The 17,743-nt window shown below is 62.9% G+C and carries 17 protein-coding genes and 1 pseudogene; 11 read left to right on the top strand and 7 right to left on the bottom strand.

Going from position 1 to position 17,743, the window contains the following annotated elements; translation table 11 throughout:
- A pseudogene (locus YU9_RS0127235) lies at positions 1-250 on the bottom strand (IS110 family transposase); the annotation flags it as partial.
- 106 nt (positions 251-356) lie between these two features.
- Positions 357-539, bottom strand: coding sequence for a hypothetical protein (locus tag YU9_RS0127230; RefSeq protein WP_156952148.1), 183 nt, complete (start codon positions 537-539; stop codon positions 357-359).
- 183 nt (positions 540-722) lie between these two features.
- On the opposite strand from YU9_RS0127230, the gene YU9_RS0127225 reads away from it, so the two are divergent.
- Positions 723-1,016: a hypothetical protein gene (locus tag YU9_RS0127225; RefSeq protein ID WP_156952147.1), complete on the top strand. Its 294-nt coding sequence runs from the start codon at positions 723-725 to the stop codon at positions 1,014-1,016.
- A 198-nt stretch (positions 1,017-1,214) separates the two neighbouring features.
- On the opposite strand, the gene YU9_RS0127220 is transcribed toward YU9_RS0127225, so the two are convergent.
- Positions 1,215-1,841: a LysR family transcriptional regulator gene (locus YU9_RS0127220; protein ID WP_027575638.1), complete on the bottom strand. Its 627-nt coding sequence runs from the start codon at positions 1,839-1,841 to the stop codon at positions 1,215-1,217.
- A gap of 130 nt (positions 1,842-1,971) precedes the next feature.
- Between YU9_RS0127220 and YU9_RS0127215 the strand changes: the two genes are divergently transcribed.
- Positions 1,972-2,364, top strand: coding sequence for a RidA family protein (locus YU9_RS0127215; protein WP_027575637.1), 393 nt, complete (start codon positions 1,972-1,974; stop codon positions 2,362-2,364).
- 46 nt (positions 2,365-2,410) lie between these two features.
- Positions 2,411-3,112, top strand: a complete 702-nt coding sequence (locus YU9_RS0127210) for an L-2-amino-thiazoline-4-carboxylic acid hydrolase (protein ID WP_027575636.1) — start codon at positions 2,411-2,413, stop codon at positions 3,110-3,112.
- Positions 3,113-3,423: 311 nt separating this feature from the next.
- Here YU9_RS0127210 and YU9_RS0127205 read toward each other — a convergent pair whose 3' ends face one another.
- Genes YU9_RS0127205 through YU9_RS0127195 form a run of 3 tightly spaced genes read right to left on the bottom strand, consistent with a single transcriptional unit; the run spans position 3,424 to position 7,006 of the window.
- On the bottom strand, positions 3,424-4,449 hold the full coding sequence (locus tag YU9_RS0127205; protein ID WP_027575635.1) for an ABC transporter permease: 1,026 nt from the start codon (positions 4,447-4,449) through the stop codon (positions 3,424-3,426).
- Positions 4,450-4,460: 11 nt separating this feature from the next.
- Positions 4,461-5,963, bottom strand: coding sequence for a sugar ABC transporter ATP-binding protein (locus YU9_RS0127200; protein WP_027575634.1), 1,503 nt, complete (start codon positions 5,961-5,963; stop codon positions 4,461-4,463).
- Between the two features lie 20 nt (positions 5,964-5,983).
- Complete coding sequence (locus YU9_RS0127195) at positions 5,984-7,006, bottom strand: sugar ABC transporter substrate-binding protein (RefSeq protein WP_027575633.1); 1,023 nt, start codon at positions 7,004-7,006, stop codon at positions 5,984-5,986.
- Positions 7,007-7,736: 730 nt separating this feature from the next.
- Here YU9_RS0127195 and YU9_RS0127190 point away from each other — a divergent pair.
- The 8 genes from YU9_RS0127190 (at position 7,737) to YU9_RS0127155 (ending at position 16,562) form a co-directional block, all read left to right on the top strand.
- A complete protein-coding gene (locus tag YU9_RS0127190) occupies positions 7,737-8,111 on the top strand; it encodes a DUF2946 domain-containing protein (RefSeq protein WP_027575632.1) in 375 nt (124 codons plus the stop codon).
- Positions 8,112-8,206: 95 nt separating this feature from the next.
- On the top strand, positions 8,207-10,633 hold the full coding sequence (locus YU9_RS0127185; protein ID WP_027575631.1) for a TonB-dependent receptor: 2,427 nt from the start codon (positions 8,207-8,209) through the stop codon (positions 10,631-10,633).
- Positions 10,634-10,659: 26 nt separating this feature from the next.
- Entirely contained in the window at positions 10,660-11,871 is a 1,212-nt protein-coding gene (locus tag YU9_RS0127180) for a sialidase family protein (RefSeq protein ID WP_027575630.1), read from the top strand.
- A complete protein-coding gene (locus tag YU9_RS0127175; protein ID WP_027575629.1) occupies positions 11,868-12,365 on the top strand; it encodes a TlpA disulfide reductase family protein in 498 nt (165 codons plus the stop codon). The genes YU9_RS0127180 and YU9_RS0127175 overlap by 4 nt, the downstream gene beginning before the upstream one ends.
- Positions 12,366-12,393: 28 nt before the next feature.
- On the top strand, positions 12,394-12,930 hold the full coding sequence (locus YU9_RS0127170) for a copper chaperone PCu(A)C (RefSeq protein WP_027575628.1): 537 nt from the start codon (positions 12,394-12,396) through the stop codon (positions 12,928-12,930).
- Positions 12,931-13,176: 246 nt separating this feature from the next.
- Positions 13,177-14,496, top strand: coding sequence for a proline--tRNA ligase (gene proS / locus YU9_RS0127165; RefSeq protein ID WP_027575627.1), 1,320 nt, complete (start codon positions 13,177-13,179; stop codon positions 14,494-14,496).
- A 73-nt stretch (positions 14,497-14,569) separates the two neighbouring features.
- Positions 14,570-15,850 carry a lipoprotein-releasing ABC transporter permease subunit gene (locus YU9_RS0127160; protein ID WP_027575626.1) on the top strand — a complete coding sequence of 427 codons (1,281 nt, stop codon included), beginning with the start codon at positions 14,570-14,572 and terminating at the stop codon, positions 15,848-15,850.
- 7 nt (positions 15,851-15,857) lie between these two features.
- Entirely contained in the window at positions 15,858-16,562 is a 705-nt protein-coding gene (locus YU9_RS0127155) for an ABC transporter ATP-binding protein (RefSeq protein ID WP_027575625.1), read from the top strand.
- A 93-nt stretch (positions 16,563-16,655) separates the two neighbouring features.
- Here the strand turns inward: YU9_RS0127155 and YU9_RS0127150 are convergent, their stop codons facing one another.
- The gene (locus tag YU9_RS0127150) at positions 16,656-17,735 is read right to left on the bottom strand and encodes a zinc-binding alcohol dehydrogenase family protein (RefSeq protein ID WP_027575624.1); all 1,080 of its coding nucleotides are present in this window, start codon (positions 17,733-17,735) and stop codon (positions 16,656-16,658) included.
- Positions 17,736-17,743 lie beyond the last annotated feature (8 nt).

The raw sequence follows: 17,743 nt of genomic DNA, 5'->3' as shown, positions 1-17,743 counted from the left end.
ATTTCGCCGGCATCAGGCGGGCGTCGTGGCCAAGCATTTGGAGCTTGCGGCTGAGATGATGCGCACCGACGCAAGCCTCCATACCGATCAAGCACGGCGGCAGGTTGGCGAGCCGCGTTTCCACCTGGCCGCGTGACCACTTCTGCCGGAGCACGATGGCACCGCGGTGATCATGACCCACGAGGTGGAACGAGTTCTTGCCGATATCGATGCCGATCACGGCGATCGCTGCATTGAGCTTCCGAGACATGGTGTGCTCCTTGTCTTGAGCGCCCCNTGCCAGCTTCTCGCACTGGCAGGGCCGGAGCACGGCCGGACCATTCCATTAGCGGGCGTGAAACTTCGAATGCGAGTCCTTACTTGGCCGCACGATTGCGGGCCAGTTTGAAAAATCCCAACCCAACGATGAGAAATACTGGAAAAATCATGAATGAGAGGGCGAATGTAAGCATGCTGAGATACGCAACCAGAAAATAGATAACCAAGCCGACGACAATCAGCGCAAAGGTCGCCCCTGTGACCAGGAGCGTCTGCTTCATACCCTCCAACATGCTTGACATGATAGCACAACAGCCCCCTCGGTTCACCGCTCTTCAGACCAGGAGTGTAGGCTTTAACGAGGTTCAACGTGTAGAACTCTACCCATTTCTCGGGCCTATCGTTTGACGTGCTAGAGCTAAGTTGGTGGGCATTGCAGCTTGGTCCAGCCCGGAGTGGAGATCATGCCGATAAACAAGATGCCGGATTTTCCCTCGTATATTGGCTATTGGCTTCTTTGGCTGGTTGCGGGTTTCGTCGTTTGGCTATTCAGCATTGCGCTATTCTGGTCTGGACACTGGATCATTGGCGTTATCGTCATTCTCGCGACCATCGCTCTCTACTTCCGTCACGGAAGGGCAATCGCAAAGCAGCGGGAACGATGGCTGCGCTTTTCATACGGCGCCCGCTATCGGCCGCATTCTCTCCGAAAGCGTTTCGGCACGGCTTTTCTGTTTCGACGTCGCAACGAGAGCTGATCCGGCGCAAATCAGACTTCCGCTTGTGGCCCAACTCTGACGTGATGAGACCGGCTTCTGCGCGACTATGAAGAGCACAGCGGACCTCATCCGTGCTTCAACCGCGGCGCGGGTTCATGACGACGCGCCCTGGACGGTCATCGCGATCTTCCCTGTAGGGGTAAACTTGGCTTGAGTTGAACGGCAACGTTGGCCCCGTCAACTCCCGACGCCGCCGACCAGACGCGGGCGGCGGTTTGCGAGCGGTTTCGCCGCGGGCAGGGCGCGTAGCCACACGCGAAGACTGACGATCTCCGGACAATCTGCCGTGCCTTCCGGCGCAACCAGCCAATCACCCGGGCCCGATCCCTCATCGATCCGTTCGCAGCGATAGCCCGGATGGCGGCTCACGCCGCGGCCGATCAGCACGTCCACCTTGCCCTCAACGAGCTCGTGCAGGCCGGCGGGCTGCAGCACGCGCAAACCGAGCTCTGCATGTGAGCTACGAAACGCCGCAAGTTCGAGGCGGCGCAGGTCGCAACTGCCGTGGACGCCCAATTGCAGCAGCACTGCACCTGCCGGCTTCAATTGCGAGGTCGCCTCGGCAATGTGGCGGAAGCCTTCGGAGATCCCGGGCAGATAGGCCTGGCCGGCCTCGGTGAGGATGAGCTGCTTGTGCAGCCGCTCGAACAGCTGCACGCCGAGGCGCGCCTCCAGCGCTTTCAACTGCTGCCCTACCGCCGCGGGCGTGACGTGCAGTTCGTGCGCGGCCAGCTTGAAACTGAGATGGCGCGCGGCGGCCTCGAAGGCGCGGAGCGCATTGAGTGGGGGAACGGCGTAGGTCATCGCAACTGCACTTTGACACCGATAGGAGGCGTCCCTGCAGTAGATTTTCTTGCGCTGAACCGCAGGAATGATGCTTTGCGCAGCCCTGATGTCGCCGGCTAGGCTTGACGCGCAAATCCGGAGAAACGTCATGCCCCCCGCTCACATCGTCAGCCACAATCCCGCAACGGTTCACCCGCCCGCCGGCGGCTACAGCATGGGCCTCGAGTTGAAGCAGCATCGCCGCCTGCTGTTCATCAGCGGCCAGGTGCCTGAAAAGTCCGACGGCAGCGTGCCTGACGGCTTCGAGGCGCAATGCGAGCAGGCCTGGCGCAATGTCAGGGAGGTGCTCGCCGCGGCAGGTCTTGGCGTCGAGCACCTGGTCAAGGTCACCACGTTCCTGACTGACCGCAGCCAAGTCATCGCCAACCGGGCCATTCGCCGCGCCATGCTCGGGGAGCACCAGCCGGCGTTGACCGTCGTGGTTGTCGAGACCGTCGACAGCAAATGGCTGCTGGAGATCGAGGCGATCGCCGCGGAATGAGGCGGCGTCGTCGATGTTGCAATGAGCCAATCATATCGGGTGTCCAATGGCTGAGATCCATCCGTTCTACCAGACGCACCGGCTCGCGATGGAAGCCGCCATGCGCGAGCGACTAGACCTTGCCGAAGCGATGCTCCGCGAGCGCACGCATCTCTCCGATATCGACGGAATCAGGCAGGACGTGATGGACGAGTTCGAGATCGTCCTCACCCAGATGCCCTATGTCGGTGGCGCGGCAAGCCGCATGAGTGATTTCTTCATGCGCCTGACCGGCTTCATGGCCATCAGTCGGGTGCTGCGGCGCCATGGCGTGCCGGTGCCCGTGATCGGCGAGATCGAGCGGGAAATTTACAGGGCGCAGCTGCTGACGACACCCGAAGCCGAGCGTCTTGCCGCAGGGCGGCAGTTCATGTCACGGGAGAACCAGGCCTTAATGCGCGAACAGGCCGCAAGAAGCGCTACAGAAGCTCACCAAACGGAGTTTCCGGAAGATTTCGTCTACGATTTCGTCGAGCCGGGTCCGCAAGACAGCTTCGAATTCGGCATCGACTACAAGGCCTGCGGCTTCTGCAAGCTCGCGGCGCGCCGCGGCGACAAGGAGATCCTGCCGAACATCTGCGGCCTCGACTTCGACGCCTACGCCACGCGAGGCATCCGCCTCGAACGGACCCAGACGCTGGCGGGCGGCGCAACCCACTGCAATTTCCGATTCTCGCGGCTCGCTGATACCGAAGCACCGTCACCCTGAGGTGCCGGAGCGCAGCGAAGGCCTCGAAGGGCGACGGCCCGGCTAGAGCTCGGCCGCTCATCCTTCGAGGCTCCCCATGGGGCGCGTTGCGTCCCCTGCCTCGCACCTCAGGATGACGGGTTATCTTTTCGGCAGCTGGGGAGAGCTGTCGGCGGCATCGGCCATGATGACATCATGCCCCTGTTTTGCCCGACGAGTCAAATCGACTTCGCCAAATCGCAAGTCAACGACGCCGCCGGCAAGCCATTGATTCCACTAGCCCCGGCTACTGTGCATGGGGTTGTTTTCGCAGTTTTTGTTTTGACGGCCGTCTACTCAGCCGCTTTCTCCCTCAACCGCTGCGCATAGACGTTGATGACCAGCGCCGCCAGGAGGATCAGGCCGCGGATCAGGATCTTCAGGAAGCTGTCGATGTTGACGTGGTCGAGGCCGTTGTTGAGGACGCCGAGCACGAACAGGCCGACGATGGTGTTGCCGATGCCGCCGCGGCCGCCGAACAGGCTGGTGCCGCCGACCACGACGGCGGCGATGGAATCGAGCAGGTAGGTGTCGAACTCGTTCTGCTGCGCGCTGCCGAAATGGGCGACGCCGAGCATGCCGCCGATGCCGGAGCAGACCGCCGAGATCACCATGACCGCACCGAGGATGAGCTTGACGTTGAGGCCGGAATATTCGGCTGCCTCGCGATTGCCGCCGACCATATAGACGTAGCGGCCGAAGCGCGTGTAGGTCAGCACCAGATGGCCGCCGAGCAGCATGATTGCGGCGACGATGACGATCCAGGGGATGCCTCCGATCGAGCCCGAGCCGAGCGTGGTGATCAGGCTCGGCACCTTGTAGGCGATCTGGCCGCGCACCAGGAGCGCCGAGATGCCGGCGGCGATCTGCATCATCGCCAGGGTCATGATGAATGAAGGGATGCCGATCACCGTCAGCCCCAGCGCGTTGACGAGGCCGAGCAGGGCGCAGAGCAGGATCGACAGGATGATCGCGACTGCGCCGGGCAGGGGGATGTTGGCGATGTTGACGTAGGATTCCTGCAGCGTGAAGTAGGCGACCGCGATGCCCGTGACGTTGGCGATGCTGGCGATCGACAGGTCGATCTCGGCGCAGAGGATCACGAAGGTGAGGCCGACCGCGATGATGCCTGTCACAGAGACCTGCGTCAGGATGTTGCCGAGATTGTCGAGCGTCGCGAAGGAAGGGCTGGCGAAGGCGAAGAAGGCGGAGAGGAAGATCAGCGTCAGGAACGGCGCGATGTTGCGCATCTGCGAGCGCAGGAAGGGCGCAAGGCCCCGCGCCCGCTGTCCCGTCGCCAAAGCCGTCTCGCTGCTCATGTGCTTCTCCGTCACGCCGCTTCCAGCAGGCGGTCCTTGCTGACCGGCTCGTTCTTGAATTCCCGCACCAAGGCGCCGCGCTTGAGCACGAGGATGCGGTCGGCCAGCGACAACACCGTTTCCGGCTCGGTCGACAGCACGATGATCGCCAGCCCTTTTGTGCGGAGGTCGCGGACGATGTTGATGACGTCGTTCTTGGCGCCGACATCCATGCCGCGGGTCGGCTCGCACAGCACCAGGAGTTTCGGTGGGTAGGTGAGCCATTTCGCCAGCGCGACCTTCTGCTGGTTGCCGCCCGAGAGCATGCCGAGATCGAGGCCGACCACGGGAGGCCGGATCTGCAGCTGATCGACCTGGCGTTTGGCGATGTCGCGCTCCTGTGCCGGCTTGAGCAATAGCGCCGAGATGCGGTCAAGAATGCTGATCGAGATGTTCTTGTAGACCGGCTCCTGGTGAAACAGCATGTCGCGTCGGCTCTCCGGCACTAGCGCCACGCCGGCGCGCCGCGCCGCCGCAGTGCTGGCAAAGGTCTTGCGCGTGCCGTCCACGGCGAGCGTGCCGCTGTCCGGCTTCAGCTTGCCGAACAGGATGCGTGACAGCTCCTGCTGACCGCAGCCCATGAAGCCGTAGATGCCGAGCACTTCGCCGGCGCGGGCCTCAAACGAGACGTCCTGAAGGCTGCGGGACAGCGACAGCTGGTCGACCCTGAGAACGACCGAGCTGTCGCTCGGCTGCGGCAGCATCAGATCGTCGGTATAGCTGTGCTCGAGCGCCTCGCCGCCGCGGCCGATCATGGCCTCGATCAGTGCGCCCTTGCTGGTCGCAGCGCTTGCCGTCTCCGCAACCTTCCGGCCATTGCGGAACACGGTCACCGTGTCGGACACAAGCAGAATGTCCTCGATGAAATGCGAGATGAAGACGATTGCAGTGCCTTCCTCGCGCAGCCGCCGGAGCGTTGCGAACAGCCGCTCGACCTCGGGTGGGGAGAGGGCGGAGGTCGGCTCGTCCAGGATGACGATGCGAGCGCCGGAGAACAGCACGCGCGCGATCTCGATCAGCTGCTGCAGCCCGATCGGGAGATCGCCGAGCCGCGCCATCGGGTCGACGTCGATGCCGAAGCGGGCCAGCTGCTCGCCCGCCTCGCGCGCCATCCGCCGCCATTGCACGAGGCCGAGCGCGTTGGTCGGCTGATTGCCGAGGGAGACGTTCTCCGCGACCGTCAGGTCGGGCGCAACGCTGAGCTCCTGATGCACCATGGCGATGCCGGCGGCGTGCGCATCGCGCGCCGAGCGGAAATGCATCTCCCGGCTGTCGACCAGGAAGCGGCCGGAGAACTCGGTGTGCACGCCGGCGATGATCTTCATCAACGTGCTTTTTCCGGCGCCGTTCTCGCCGACGAGACCGTGGATCTCGCCGGGATAGAGCGCGAAGTCGACACCACGAAGCGCTTCGACGCCGCCGAAGCTCTTCGTGATGCCCTGGAGTTCCAGGATGGGCTGTTGTCCCGCAGTCATGGAAGTTCAGATCTGGAGACTCAGATCAGGAAGTGATCCTGCATCCACTGCATCCCGGCGGCGTTGGCTTTGGTTACGACCGGGCCGTCGGTGACGACGTTCTTCGGGATTCCCTGTCCGCTCTTCTCGCCGCCGACCACGGCCGACACGCCTGCAATGATGGAGCCGCCATGGATGCGGCAGGAGGGATTGCGGACGGTCGCGAACATGCGGCCTTCGCTTACCGCCTGGATCGCCGGCGGCATGGCGTCGACGCCGCCGATCAGGATGTTGGTGCGGCCCCGTGCCTTCATGATGTTGGCCGCCGCAAGCGCCATGTCGTCATTGTGGAAGAACGCCGCGTCGATCTGGGGATATTTGGTGAGGTACGTTTCCCACAGACGCGCCGTCTTGGACACGTCCCAGTCGGCCGGCTGGGTGTCGAGCACCTCGATGTTCGGAAATTGTTTGACAACCGAGTTGAAGCCCTTGGCCCGGCCTTGCGCTCCTGTATGCCCGAGCGCGCCCTGGGTCATGATGATCTTACCCTTGCCGCCCATGGCGTTGCACAGCGCCTGCGTCACCGAGGCGCCCATGAACTCATTGTCGGGAGCGAGGAAGGAGTGGACGTTGATTTGATCGAGCGGCGCAATCAGCGTGTCCATGTCGATCACGGGCGTGCCGGCGTCGATCATCTTCTGCACGGGCTGGGTGAGGGTGCCGATGCCGAAGGCCTGGATCGCGACGAAGTCCCATTTCTGCGAGGCCATGTTGTCGATCGCGGCGCGCTGCTTCACCGCGTCGAGCTGGCCATCGAACCAGGTGACCTCGACATTGAACAGCTTGCCCCAGAATTCCGCAGCCTGCTTTCCTTGCGCGCACCAGGTGGCCTGGAGGCCCGCATTGGAGAATGCCGCCTTCAGCGGCTTTTCGCTGCGTCCGACTTCGGCTGCAAGTGCAGGGTTTATGCCCATGCTGCCGAGGATGGCAGTTGCGGCGCCGGCGGTCGCTGCCGCCTGAAGAAGATCGCGCCTGGTCGTCGAGAAATCTTTCGTCCCGGACATCGCTCGCTCCCATATATCTTGTCGTCGGCGCGTCATTGCTTGCGCGACCGATGTCCGAAAGTCTCTCACAAGAGTTGTTGCCACTCAATCTGCAATCAACCGCGAGACAGGCGTCGCATCAGCCGGGAGTGTCCGCTGCGCGCTACCGGTCGAGCATCGCCTGTCAGCGCGCGCATCGATCCTTGCGCGAGCGGGAAGCCTCGTGCGCGCAATGCTCGGCTACGATGACTGCTCGATGTGGTCGGAAGAACCGTTCATCGGCCATGCACGCAAAAAAAGAGCGGGGCCCTGGCCCCGCTCAAAAATTGTGTCGACCCTATTATCCCCGATCTTAAGATTTGCTCTTGATTGACGGGGCGACGCTGCGTTTTGCGCGCCAGGGGCTCCTCCCGAGACTTGGACCACCAGGCCTCGACCTCGCGGTCAGCGCCTGAGCAAGAGGATGCTAGATCAACTTTTCTCACTTGTCATCATTTTCGGCAACGAATGTTCAAAATTCGAGCAGCTGACGAAATGATCGGGCTCTCAGCCATATAACCATATGACAAATATAAGAAATTTGTGGACAAGCGGGGTGGGTTGCCCTGCCTCAAATGCCGGACCGGCGCCGGTGGCACACGCCGACCACAGCTTTCGAGAAAGTTGCGCGGGGCCAAGAAGGCGGCGGAACTGACCTCGACTCGGCTCCGGCCGCAGTGTTTAGTTAGCGCACGAACGAATGGTTCGGCGAATGCGCGCGCGGCTACAGAAATACTTACCTTTGGTCCTGCTCGCCCTGGTGATGCAGGTGCTGGCGCCGATTGCCGCCTGTTTGGCGGCCGGCCAAGCCGTTGCCGATCCATTGTCCGCCGGCGTGATCTGCCACAGCGCGAGCGAGCAGGGCGGCCTGAACGATCAGACGGGCGGGCCGACCGCGCATGCCGGCGCGTGTGCCCTGTGTTGCCTGGCCCAGGCCAACGCGTCGCTCGATTCGCCGACGCATGCGGCACTCGCGATTCCCGTCCGCCATGCCGAGCGGGTGGTATGGCATCCGGCGCATGCGTCCGCGATCTCCGCTTACAAGGGCTCGAGCGCCCAGGCACGCGCACCGCCTCAATTTTCCTGACGTAGCGACAAACCGAACCATTGGCGCGTGCCGTTGCCGTGCCGGTGGCGTCCTCAATGGACCGGCCGACGTGCCGGATGTCAGGAATTCAACAGATGTTACGCATTCGTGCGATCAGCCGCGCGGGCTTGCCCGTGCTTTGTGGGCTGGTGTCCTCGATCGGCTCAGGCGCGCTGGCCCAGGGTGCCTCGGAAGCGCTTCCCGCGGTGACAGTGGAGGCGCCGCAGGCTCCCCGTCCCAAACCAATCACCCGGCCGTCGCCACTGCCCTCCACTTCCGCGCGACGCGCAGCGAAACCCGCTGCGCAGAACGCGGCTGCCAGCGCGCCGAGCCAAAACCTGGCCGCATCCGCCGGCGCAGTGCGTGCCGGTCTCAATCAGTCGCCGGCCGGTCAGACCGCGACGACGATCGATCGCAGCCAGTTCGACAACCGCCCGGCGTTCTCGGTCAGCGACGTCTTGCGGGACAGCCCGGGCATTTCGGTCAAGCAGGGTAATGGCCCCCGCGATTTCGGCATCTCGATTCGTGGCTCCAATGCCCGCAACGGTTTCGCTATCCGTAATCTCGTGATCTTCGAGGATGGCTTTCCGGTGACACAGCCGGACGGCCTGTCGCGCAGCGACCTGATCGATCCCCATGCCTATGGTGCAATCGACGTGATCCGTGGCCCCTCGTCGGCGCTCTATGGCAACTACGCGACCGGTGGCGCGCTCAATTTCCGGACACCGCCGGGCGGCGCGATCGATGGCGTCGAATATGGCGTCGACGGCGGCAGTTACGGCTACCTCAACAATTACCTGACGGCCGGCAAGAAGGTCGGGAATTTCGAGGGCTCGCTGTTCGCAAGCGACGTGCGAGGCGACGGCTACATCGGCAATAGCTGGTTCAATACGCAGACGGTCAACTTCCTCGGAACGCTCAAGGCGACGCCGGACGACCGCTTCACGGTCAAGATCATCAACAACGACCTCAGCGCGCGGCTGCCGATCCGGCAGTCGCTGAACCAGTTTTACACCAATCCCTTCCAGCAGGGGTGTACGACCGGTGCGACAGCGGCCGCCGGATGTCCCACCGTGTCTCTTTTCAACAACGGCTTCAACGCAAGAACGGGCGTCGCCGCCGACAAAGACACCGAGACGGCGACGCAAGCAGGTCTCGGGCGAAACGATCGACGAACCATTGTAGGAGCACGATGGGAGCACGACTTCGATAACACGATGACTTGGCGGAACCAGTTCGTTTTCGACGACAGGAACATCAGCCAGCCCACCGGCACGACCAGCGCTATCGGCGATTTCCCCTCGTACAACTACGTGAGCGACATCACGAAGCGCGGCGAAATCTTCGGCATGGAGTCCACCACATTGGTCGGCGCTTGGTACAATACACTCGTGGCGTCGAGCGATACGCGTAACGTCATGCCGGGCGGAAACGCCACGTTGGGACTGCTCTCGGCCAATACCTTCAGCGATACATCCAATTACGGGATACGGGCGAGGGAGGAGTTGAAGCTCACTCCTGACTTGACCGCGATAGCCGGAATTGGGTGGGAAACCACAATTCTGAAGGGCGTCAATACCCTCTACAAATACGACACGTTCAACGTTCCGGTAGCTGCGATACCTACGCCTACCACCGTCGATCGCAGGATCGAGAATACGGCTCCCGAATTGGCGCTCCTCTACAGACTCAATCCGGAATGGCAGTTTCGCGGACGGGTAGCGACCGGATACGGAACGCCGCAGGTGTCGAATCTGTTCGTCCTTCCGAACGGTGATTTTGGCAACAACACTCAGCTCCAGACGCAAACCAATGTCGGCTATGATCTCGGCTTTGATTGGACGCCAAGCAATGCGGTCAAGATGAGTGTGACGGCATTCTACGAGTTTTTCCGGAATGAGCTGGTCAGTCAGGCCGCCAGCAATCCCAGCGCGAGCAACGCGACCTATACGTTCAACGCGCCGCGCTCGGAACACCGAGGCATCGAGCTTGCCGCCGACTGGAAGTTCTATCCGGGCTGGCGGTTCATGGCCGCCTACACCTACCTCGACGAGGTCTATGCCGAATATGTCGAGAACATCACCAATGGCGCGGTGTTCAGCTTCAACCGGGCAGGCAACAAGATCCCCGGTATCTCGCCCAACGAGCTGACAGCTCGAATTGGCTACGACGAGTTCGCCGGGCCGCGGGTCGGCCTCGGCGGCTTCGTCGAACTCCAGTGGAAGGACTCCTTCTTCATGGACAATGCGAATTTGCTCAAGGCGCCCGGCTATGAGCTGGTCAATGTGAATGTTCACTACAAAACCGATCTGGTGTCCGACACCTTCAGATCCCTGAACCTGTTCCTGGAAGTCAGAAACGTGTTCGACCGCACCTACGTCGCTTCGGCGAACAACATCGCCAACACGGTTACGGGGGCCGGCCTTCAAAATCCTGCGAGCGTGCTCGCAAACACGACAGGATCGATCTATGCGGGCTCGCCGCGCACATTCGTTGCGGGTATGAAGGCGGCATTCAAATGATCCGGGCTCTCGAAGGAATTAGGGCGATGATCCGAACTGGCTTGCTCGGCATTGTCGCTCTCGCATTGCTGCAAGGTGCGGCGCTCGGGCAGATGCACGGTAAGCACGCGTCCGAAGCTGCGTGCGAGGAGCCGACGCTGCGCTGTGCGACCAAGGCGACGCCCGCCTTCGGTCCGGACGGTACGCTGTGGCTGCTCTGGATGGCGGGAGGCCAGGTCTCGGTCGCAAATTCGCAGGATGCGGGCCGCAGCTTTTCGGCGCCCACCCAGGTCACGACAAAGCGGTTGAACCTCGATTGGGGGCCGGATGCCCGGCCGAAGATCGTGGTCGATCACAAAGGCGGCATCGCCGTCGCGTTCTCGATCTTCAGGGACGAGGCCTTCAACGGCCAGGTGCTCTACACGCGTTCGGCCGATGGTGGAAAGAGCTTTGCCGAGCTGAAGCCTATCACCGCCAACAACGAGAGCCAGCGGTTTGAGGCGTTGGCGCTCGATCAGGATGGAACGGTCTTTGCAGCCTGGCTCGACAAGCGCAACCGTGTCCCTGCGAAAGAGGCGGGGCGGAAGTACGAGGGAGCGGCGCTGTTCTTTGCTTCATCGCGAGACGGCGGCGCCACCTACGCAGAGGCCGCTCTCGCGCGTGACGGCACCTGCGAGTGCTGCCGCTTAGGGTTGGCGTTCGCGGCACCCGGACGGCCGGCCGTGATCTTCAGGAACATCTTCGACGGCGGCGTGCGCGATCATGCGGTCATGACCTTCGCCGACGTATCGACGCCCGGCGAAGTTCATCGCGTCAGCACCGATGATTGGCAGATCAACGCCTGCCCGCATCATGGGCCGAGCCTCACCGTTGCGCCGAACGGGACCTATCATGCCGTCTGGTACACGAACGGGAAAGCACGAAAGGGATTGTTTTACGCGCATTCCCGCGACGAAGGCCGCATCTTCTCTGCACCCATGGCGCTGGGGCAGCCGGGCCGCAACCCGACGCGGCCCTTCGTGCTTGCAGGTCCTGCGGGAACAGTGATGGTCTGGAAGGAATTCGACGGCGAGAAGACCTCGATCCAGATGACGATCTCGCGTGATGATGGCGAAACATGGTCGCCGCCGAAGACGATATCAAGCACGAGCGACACGTCCGATCACCCCTTGCTCGTCTCCGACGGCAAGCAGACCTACCTGTCGTGGATGACCAAGGCGGACGGTTATCGGTTTACAGCTATCGAGGACCAGCCATGAGATTTCGATTTGCAGGCGTTGCGGGTCTGGCCGTTCTGATCGCATCGGTGGCTGCGCTCGACGCTTCTCCCGCTCTGAAACCGTTCGAACGCGGCACTTGGCAAGGCGTCCTCAAGGGACATGCCGGCCGCCCCGTGCTCGTGCATTTCTGGGGTGTGACCTGTGGTCCCTGTAAAGTCGAGCTGCCGCTGCTCGGGAAGTTTGCCAAGGATCATCCCGACGTCGACGTCGTCACGGTCAGCGCCGATCTGGTGCCGAACCTGCCGGCCGCCACGCAGTCGATGCTCGACAAGGCGGGGCTGTCGTCGACCGAGAATTTCATCTTCAACGACGGATTCGTCGAGCGCCTGCGGTTCGAGATCGATCCGGCCTGGCAGGGCGACATCCCTAGGACCATGCTCATCTCCCGGGACGGGACCATCACGACGATCGAAGGCTCGGCTGAAATTGCCGATCTCGAAAAGTGGTCGGCGCAACAACTCTCCAAATACTGAAGTTCAAGTCTGCAAAGGGAATACCGATATGAAGACAATCTCAGGAAATGTGCTGCTCGCGGCGTTCGCTCTCGCAATCAGCGCAGCACCGGCGTTCGCCGAAGACGTCAAGGCCGGCGATCTCGTCATCTCGCAAGCGTGGAGCCGCGCGACACCGGGCGGCGCGAAGGTCGCCGGCGGCTATCTCGTCATCGAGAACAAGGGGACAGGGGCGGACAAGCTGGTCAGCGTGTCCGCCGATATCGCCGGCAAGGCCGAGATCCACGAGATGGCGATGGACAACGGCGTGATGAAGATGCGCCCGCTCGACAAGGGGGTGGTGATCGATCCCGGCAAGACCGTTAAGCTCGCGCCGGGCAGCAATCATCTGATGCTTCAGGATCTGAAGGGACCGTTCAAGCAAGGCGACAAGGTGCCGGTGACGCTTCAGTTCGAGAAGGCCGGCAAGGTCTCCGTCTCCCTCGACGTCCAGGGCGTCGGCGCGCAGGCACCGGGCGATGCCGGGCACTCGGGTCACATGGACATGAAGAAAATGCCGGATCACTCGGGAATGAAGATGAAGTGAGACTAATCGAGCCGGCCGTCCCTACGCGCGGATCGACGGGTTGGTGACCGATTTCGAGCAGGTCACGCTGGAGAGCGGCTGAGCCGCCGCCGTAAGGAGCGCCGCGGCGGCTCAACCTGAATCTGAAGTCGACGGAAAAATGACAGGAATTCCGCCGCGTTAGCGGCTTTTCCTCATTCCCGGTCTTGTGTTTTCGCTCCCAATCCGGTTTCACTGCGGGCGATCACTGATTCCCAGAGTATTACCATGCGGTTGTCGCGGTTCTTTCTGCCCATCCTGAAGGAAAATCCGAAAGAGGCGGAGATCGTCTCGCATCGGCTGATGCTGCGCGCCGGCATGATCCGGCAGGAGGCCGCCGGCATCTACGCCTGGCTGCCGCTCGGCTTCCGCGTGCTCAAGAAGATCGAGCAGATCGTGCGCGAGGAGCAGGACCGGTCCGGCGCGATCGAGGTTTTGATGCCGACGCTCCAACTCGCCGACCTCTGGCGCGAGAGCGGTCGCTACGATGCCTATGGCCCGGAGATGCTGCGCATCGCCGACCGCCACAAGCGCGAGCTCCTGTATGGGCCGACCAACGAGGAAATGATCACCGAGATCTTCCGCGCATACGTGAAGTCCTACAAGAACCTGCCGCTGAATCTCTATCATATCCAATGGAAATTCCGCGACGAGCAGCGTCCACGCTTCGGCGTGATGCGCGGCCGCGAGTTCCTGATGAAGGACGCCTATTCCTTCGACCTCAACGAAGCCGCGGCACGCGTCGCCTACAACAAGATGTTCGTCGCCTATTTGCGGACCTTCGCACGCATGGGGCTGAAGGCGATCCCGATGCGCGCCGAGACCGGCCCGATCGGCGGCGATCTCAGCCACGAATTCATCGTGCTCGCGGAGACCGGCGAATCCGGTGTCTTCATCAGTCGCGACGTGCTGGACCTGCCGGTGCCGGGCGAGGACGTCGACTATGAGAGTGACCTCACGCCGATCATCAAGCAATGGACCTCGGTTTATGCCGCCACTGAGGACGTCCATGATGCCGCGCGTTTCGAAAAGGAAGTGCCCGAGGAGAAGCGGCTCAACACCCGCGGCATCGAGGTCGGCCAGATCTTCTATTTCGGCACCAAATATTCGGAGCCGATGAAGGCGCTGGTGGCGGGCCCGGATGGCGTCGACGTGCCGATCCATGGCGGCTCCTACGGCGTCGGCGTCTCGCGCCTGCTAGGCGCCATCATCGAGGCCTGCCATGACGATGCCGGCATCAAATGGCCGGAGGCGGTGGCACCGTTCCGCGTGTCGATTCTCAACCTCAAGCAGGGCGATGCCGCCGTCGATGCGGCCTGCGAGAAGTTGTATGCCGAGCTCATGGCCAAGGGCGTCGACGTGCTCTACGACGATACCGACCAGCGCGCCGGCGCCAAATTTGCCGCCGCCGACCTGATCGGCATCCCCTGGCAGATCATGATCGGCCCGAAGGGGCTCGCCGACGGCAAGGTCGAGATCAAGCGGCGCAGCGACGGGGCCCGCGAGACCATGTCGCCTGCGGACGCGGTCGCCCGGCTGGTCGGCTGAATATTGTTCATCGCGCGATATCGCGGCCGCCAATCCGGCCACAATTGACCCCGAATCATGGGATTATCGAGCGATGGATGAGACCATGACCGAAACCGTGCAAACCGCGCCTTTTGCGCCATTCGAGTGGATGCTGTCGGCGCGCTATTTGCGGGCGCGCCGCAAGGAGGGATTCATCTCGGTCATCGCCGGGTTCTCCTTTCTCGGCATCATGCTGGGCGTCGCGACGCTGATCATCGTCATGGCCGTGATGAACGGCTTCCGCAAAGAGCTGCTCGACAAGATTCTGGGGCTTAACGGCCACATCCTGGTCCAGCCGCTGGAATCGCCGCTGACCGACTGGAAGGACGTCGCCGAGCGCATCAGCCAGGTCGAAGGCATTCGCCTTGCGGCCCCCGTCGTGGATGGTCAGGCGCTGGCGTCATCGCCATGGAACGCCTCGGGCGTCCTGGTGCGGGGCATCCGCTCCGACGATCTCAACAACCTCACCTCGATCGCCAAGAACATCAAGCAGGGCTCGCTCGAGGGCTTTGACGACGGGCAGGGCGTCGCGATCGGCCGCCGCCTCGCCGACCAGCTGTCGCTGCATGCCGGCGACAGCGTGACGCTGGTGGCACCGAAGGGCGCGGTCACGCCGATGGGCACGACGCCGCGGATCAAGCCCTACAAGATCGTCGCCGTGTTCGAGATCGGCATGTCCGAATACGATCTCGGCTTCGTGTTCATGCCGCTGGCCGAGGCGCAGGCCTATTTCAACCGCAGCAACGATGTCACCTCGATCGAGGTGTTCACCACCAATCCCGACAGGATCGACGCCTTCCGCAAGGCGGTGACGGAGGCGGCGGGCCGGCCGGTATTCCTGGTCGACTGGCGGCAGCGCAACTCGACCTTCTTCAATGCGCTCCAGGTCGAGCGTAATGTCATGTTCCTGATCCTGACCATGATCGTGCTGGTCGCGGCGCTCAACATCGTCTCCGGCCTGATCATGCTGGTGAAGGACAAGGGCAGCGACATCGCGATCCTGCGCACCATGGGCGCCTCGCAGGGCTCGATCATGCGGATCTTCCTGATCACGGGCGCCTCGATCGGCGTGGTCGGCACGCTGGTCGGCTTCTGCGTTGGCCTCGTGATCTGTCTCAACATCGAGTCGATCCGGCAATTCCTGTCCTGGCTGACCAGCACCGAGCTGTTCTCGCCGGAACTCTACTTTCTGTCGAAACTGCCCGCCGAGATCGACGTCGGCGAGACCACGGCGGTCGTCATCATGGCGCTGACGCTGTCGTTCCTGGCGACGCTCTACCCGTCGTGGCGCGCCGCGCGCCTCGATCCGGTCGAAGCGCTGCGGTACGAGTGAGGGGCTGATGGAGCAGCAGCATGGGGCGGAGGATGTCCCGGTCATTTATCTCCACGAGATAAAGCGGCAGTACTTGCAGGGCGAGGTGCCGCTGACCATCCTCGATGGTGCCAAGCTGGCGCTGTGGGCCGGACAGTCGGTCGCGCTGGTGGCGCCGTCGGGCTCGGGCAAGTCAACGCTGCTGCACATTGCGGGCCTTCTGGAAGCGCCGGATTCCGGCGAGGTCTATGTCTCGGGCGCGCCGACCTCGCAGCTGCCCGACATCGAGCGCACGCAGCTGCGCCGCACCGATATCGGCTTCGTCTACCAGTCGCACCGGCTGCTGCCGGAGTTCTCGGCGCTCGAGAACGTCATGCTGCCGCAGATGATCCGCGGCCTGAAGAAGTCCGAGAGCGTCAAGCGCGCCAAGGAGATCCTGGGCTATCTCGGCCTAGGCGATCGTATCACCCACCGCCCGGCCGAGCTGTCCGGCGGCGAGCAGCAGCGCGTCGCGATCGCACGTGCGGTTGCCAATGCGCCGCGCGTGCTGTTTGCGGACGAGCCGACCGGCAATCTCGACCCCGGCACGGCCGAGCACGTATTCCAGGCCCTGATGCAGCTGGTCAAGGCGACACGCGTGTCGATGCTGATCGCGACCCACAACATGGAGCTCGCCGGCCGCATGGACCGGCGCGTCTCGCTGTCGCACGGCCAGGTGGTCGAGCTCGATTAAAAACCGCGAAAACAACCCCATGCACAGTAGCCAAGTGCTTGGCTGGACTAACGAAAAAATTCGGGCGATGGCGCTCCGCCGCCGCCTCAGGACTCAAGGCCTGATCACCGTCAATTTGAACGGCCCGCCATTGGCCGCGGCATGCGCCACCGCCTTATTGGCGTGGTCGAGGTCGAAGGCCGTGGTCTCGTACTCGTCGAGCCGCAGTAACCCGGTGCGTGCCAGCGCGATCAAGCGAGCCGCCGCATCACGCGGATACATCCAGACGCCATGGATCGTGATGCATTCGCGCATGATCCAGTTGTAGGGCAGCTCCAGGCCTGGACCGCCCTGCATGTTGACGCCGCCCATCAGCACGACGCGGCCATTGGGCCGCACCGTCATGATCGCGGCGCGCACCACCGTCGTGGCGACGGAAGGCGGCATGATATCGAACGCGCAATCGATCGGGTCAGGCGCTGCGCGCTTCATCAGCTCGCGGTCGTCATTCTCGTTGCCCGTCAGCTTCACCGGCCTGACGCGCGCGCCATGGCGACGTACGAGTTCGGCGAGCATCTTATCGTTGCGGCCCGGCGCCACGACATAGGCCGCGCCCATCGCGAGCGCCACGGCCACGGCGGCGCTGCCGAAATTGCCGGTCGCGCCGCTCACGAGCACGCTCTCGCCGGGCTGCAGCTTTGCAGCAAGGAAGCCGCCATAGGGCACGAGCATGGTGCCGAGCACGCTCCATTGCGAGGCCTCCGCTTCGCTGAGTTCGCCGAGCCGCGTCACGTTCTCCGTCGGCACCCTCATCTGCTCGGCGAAGGAGCCGTGGTGAAAATATTTCTGTAGCCGCATGCCGCCTTCGCCGCGCGCGCTCACACCCTGAAGGTGGATGTCGGGAGCGATCGCGTCGTCGCGCGAGCGCACCGTCGGATCGCAGAGCACCCAGTCGCCCACGGACAATTTCGTCGCGTCCGGGCCGATCGCGCGCACGCGGCCGACCCCGCCGGCTCCGGGAATGACGGGCAAGTCCAACGCGTACTTGCGTTCACCGCTGAACACTTCCTTGGAATAGGATAGCACGCGGGTGGCGACGACATCGACGATCACCTCGCCGGTGCCGAGCGCGGGTTCGGGGACGTCCTCGATGACCAGCGGGGATCCGAAAGATTTGAGTACGGCAGCCTTCATGATGTGAC

This window comes from Bradyrhizobium sp. WSM1743, from assembly GCF_000473065.1.
Classification (GTDB): domain Bacteria; phylum Pseudomonadota; class Alphaproteobacteria; order Rhizobiales; family Xanthobacteraceae; genus Bradyrhizobium.
The sequence above is the reverse complement of the archived record's forward strand: the minus strand, read 5'-3'. Positions and strand labels throughout refer to the sequence as shown.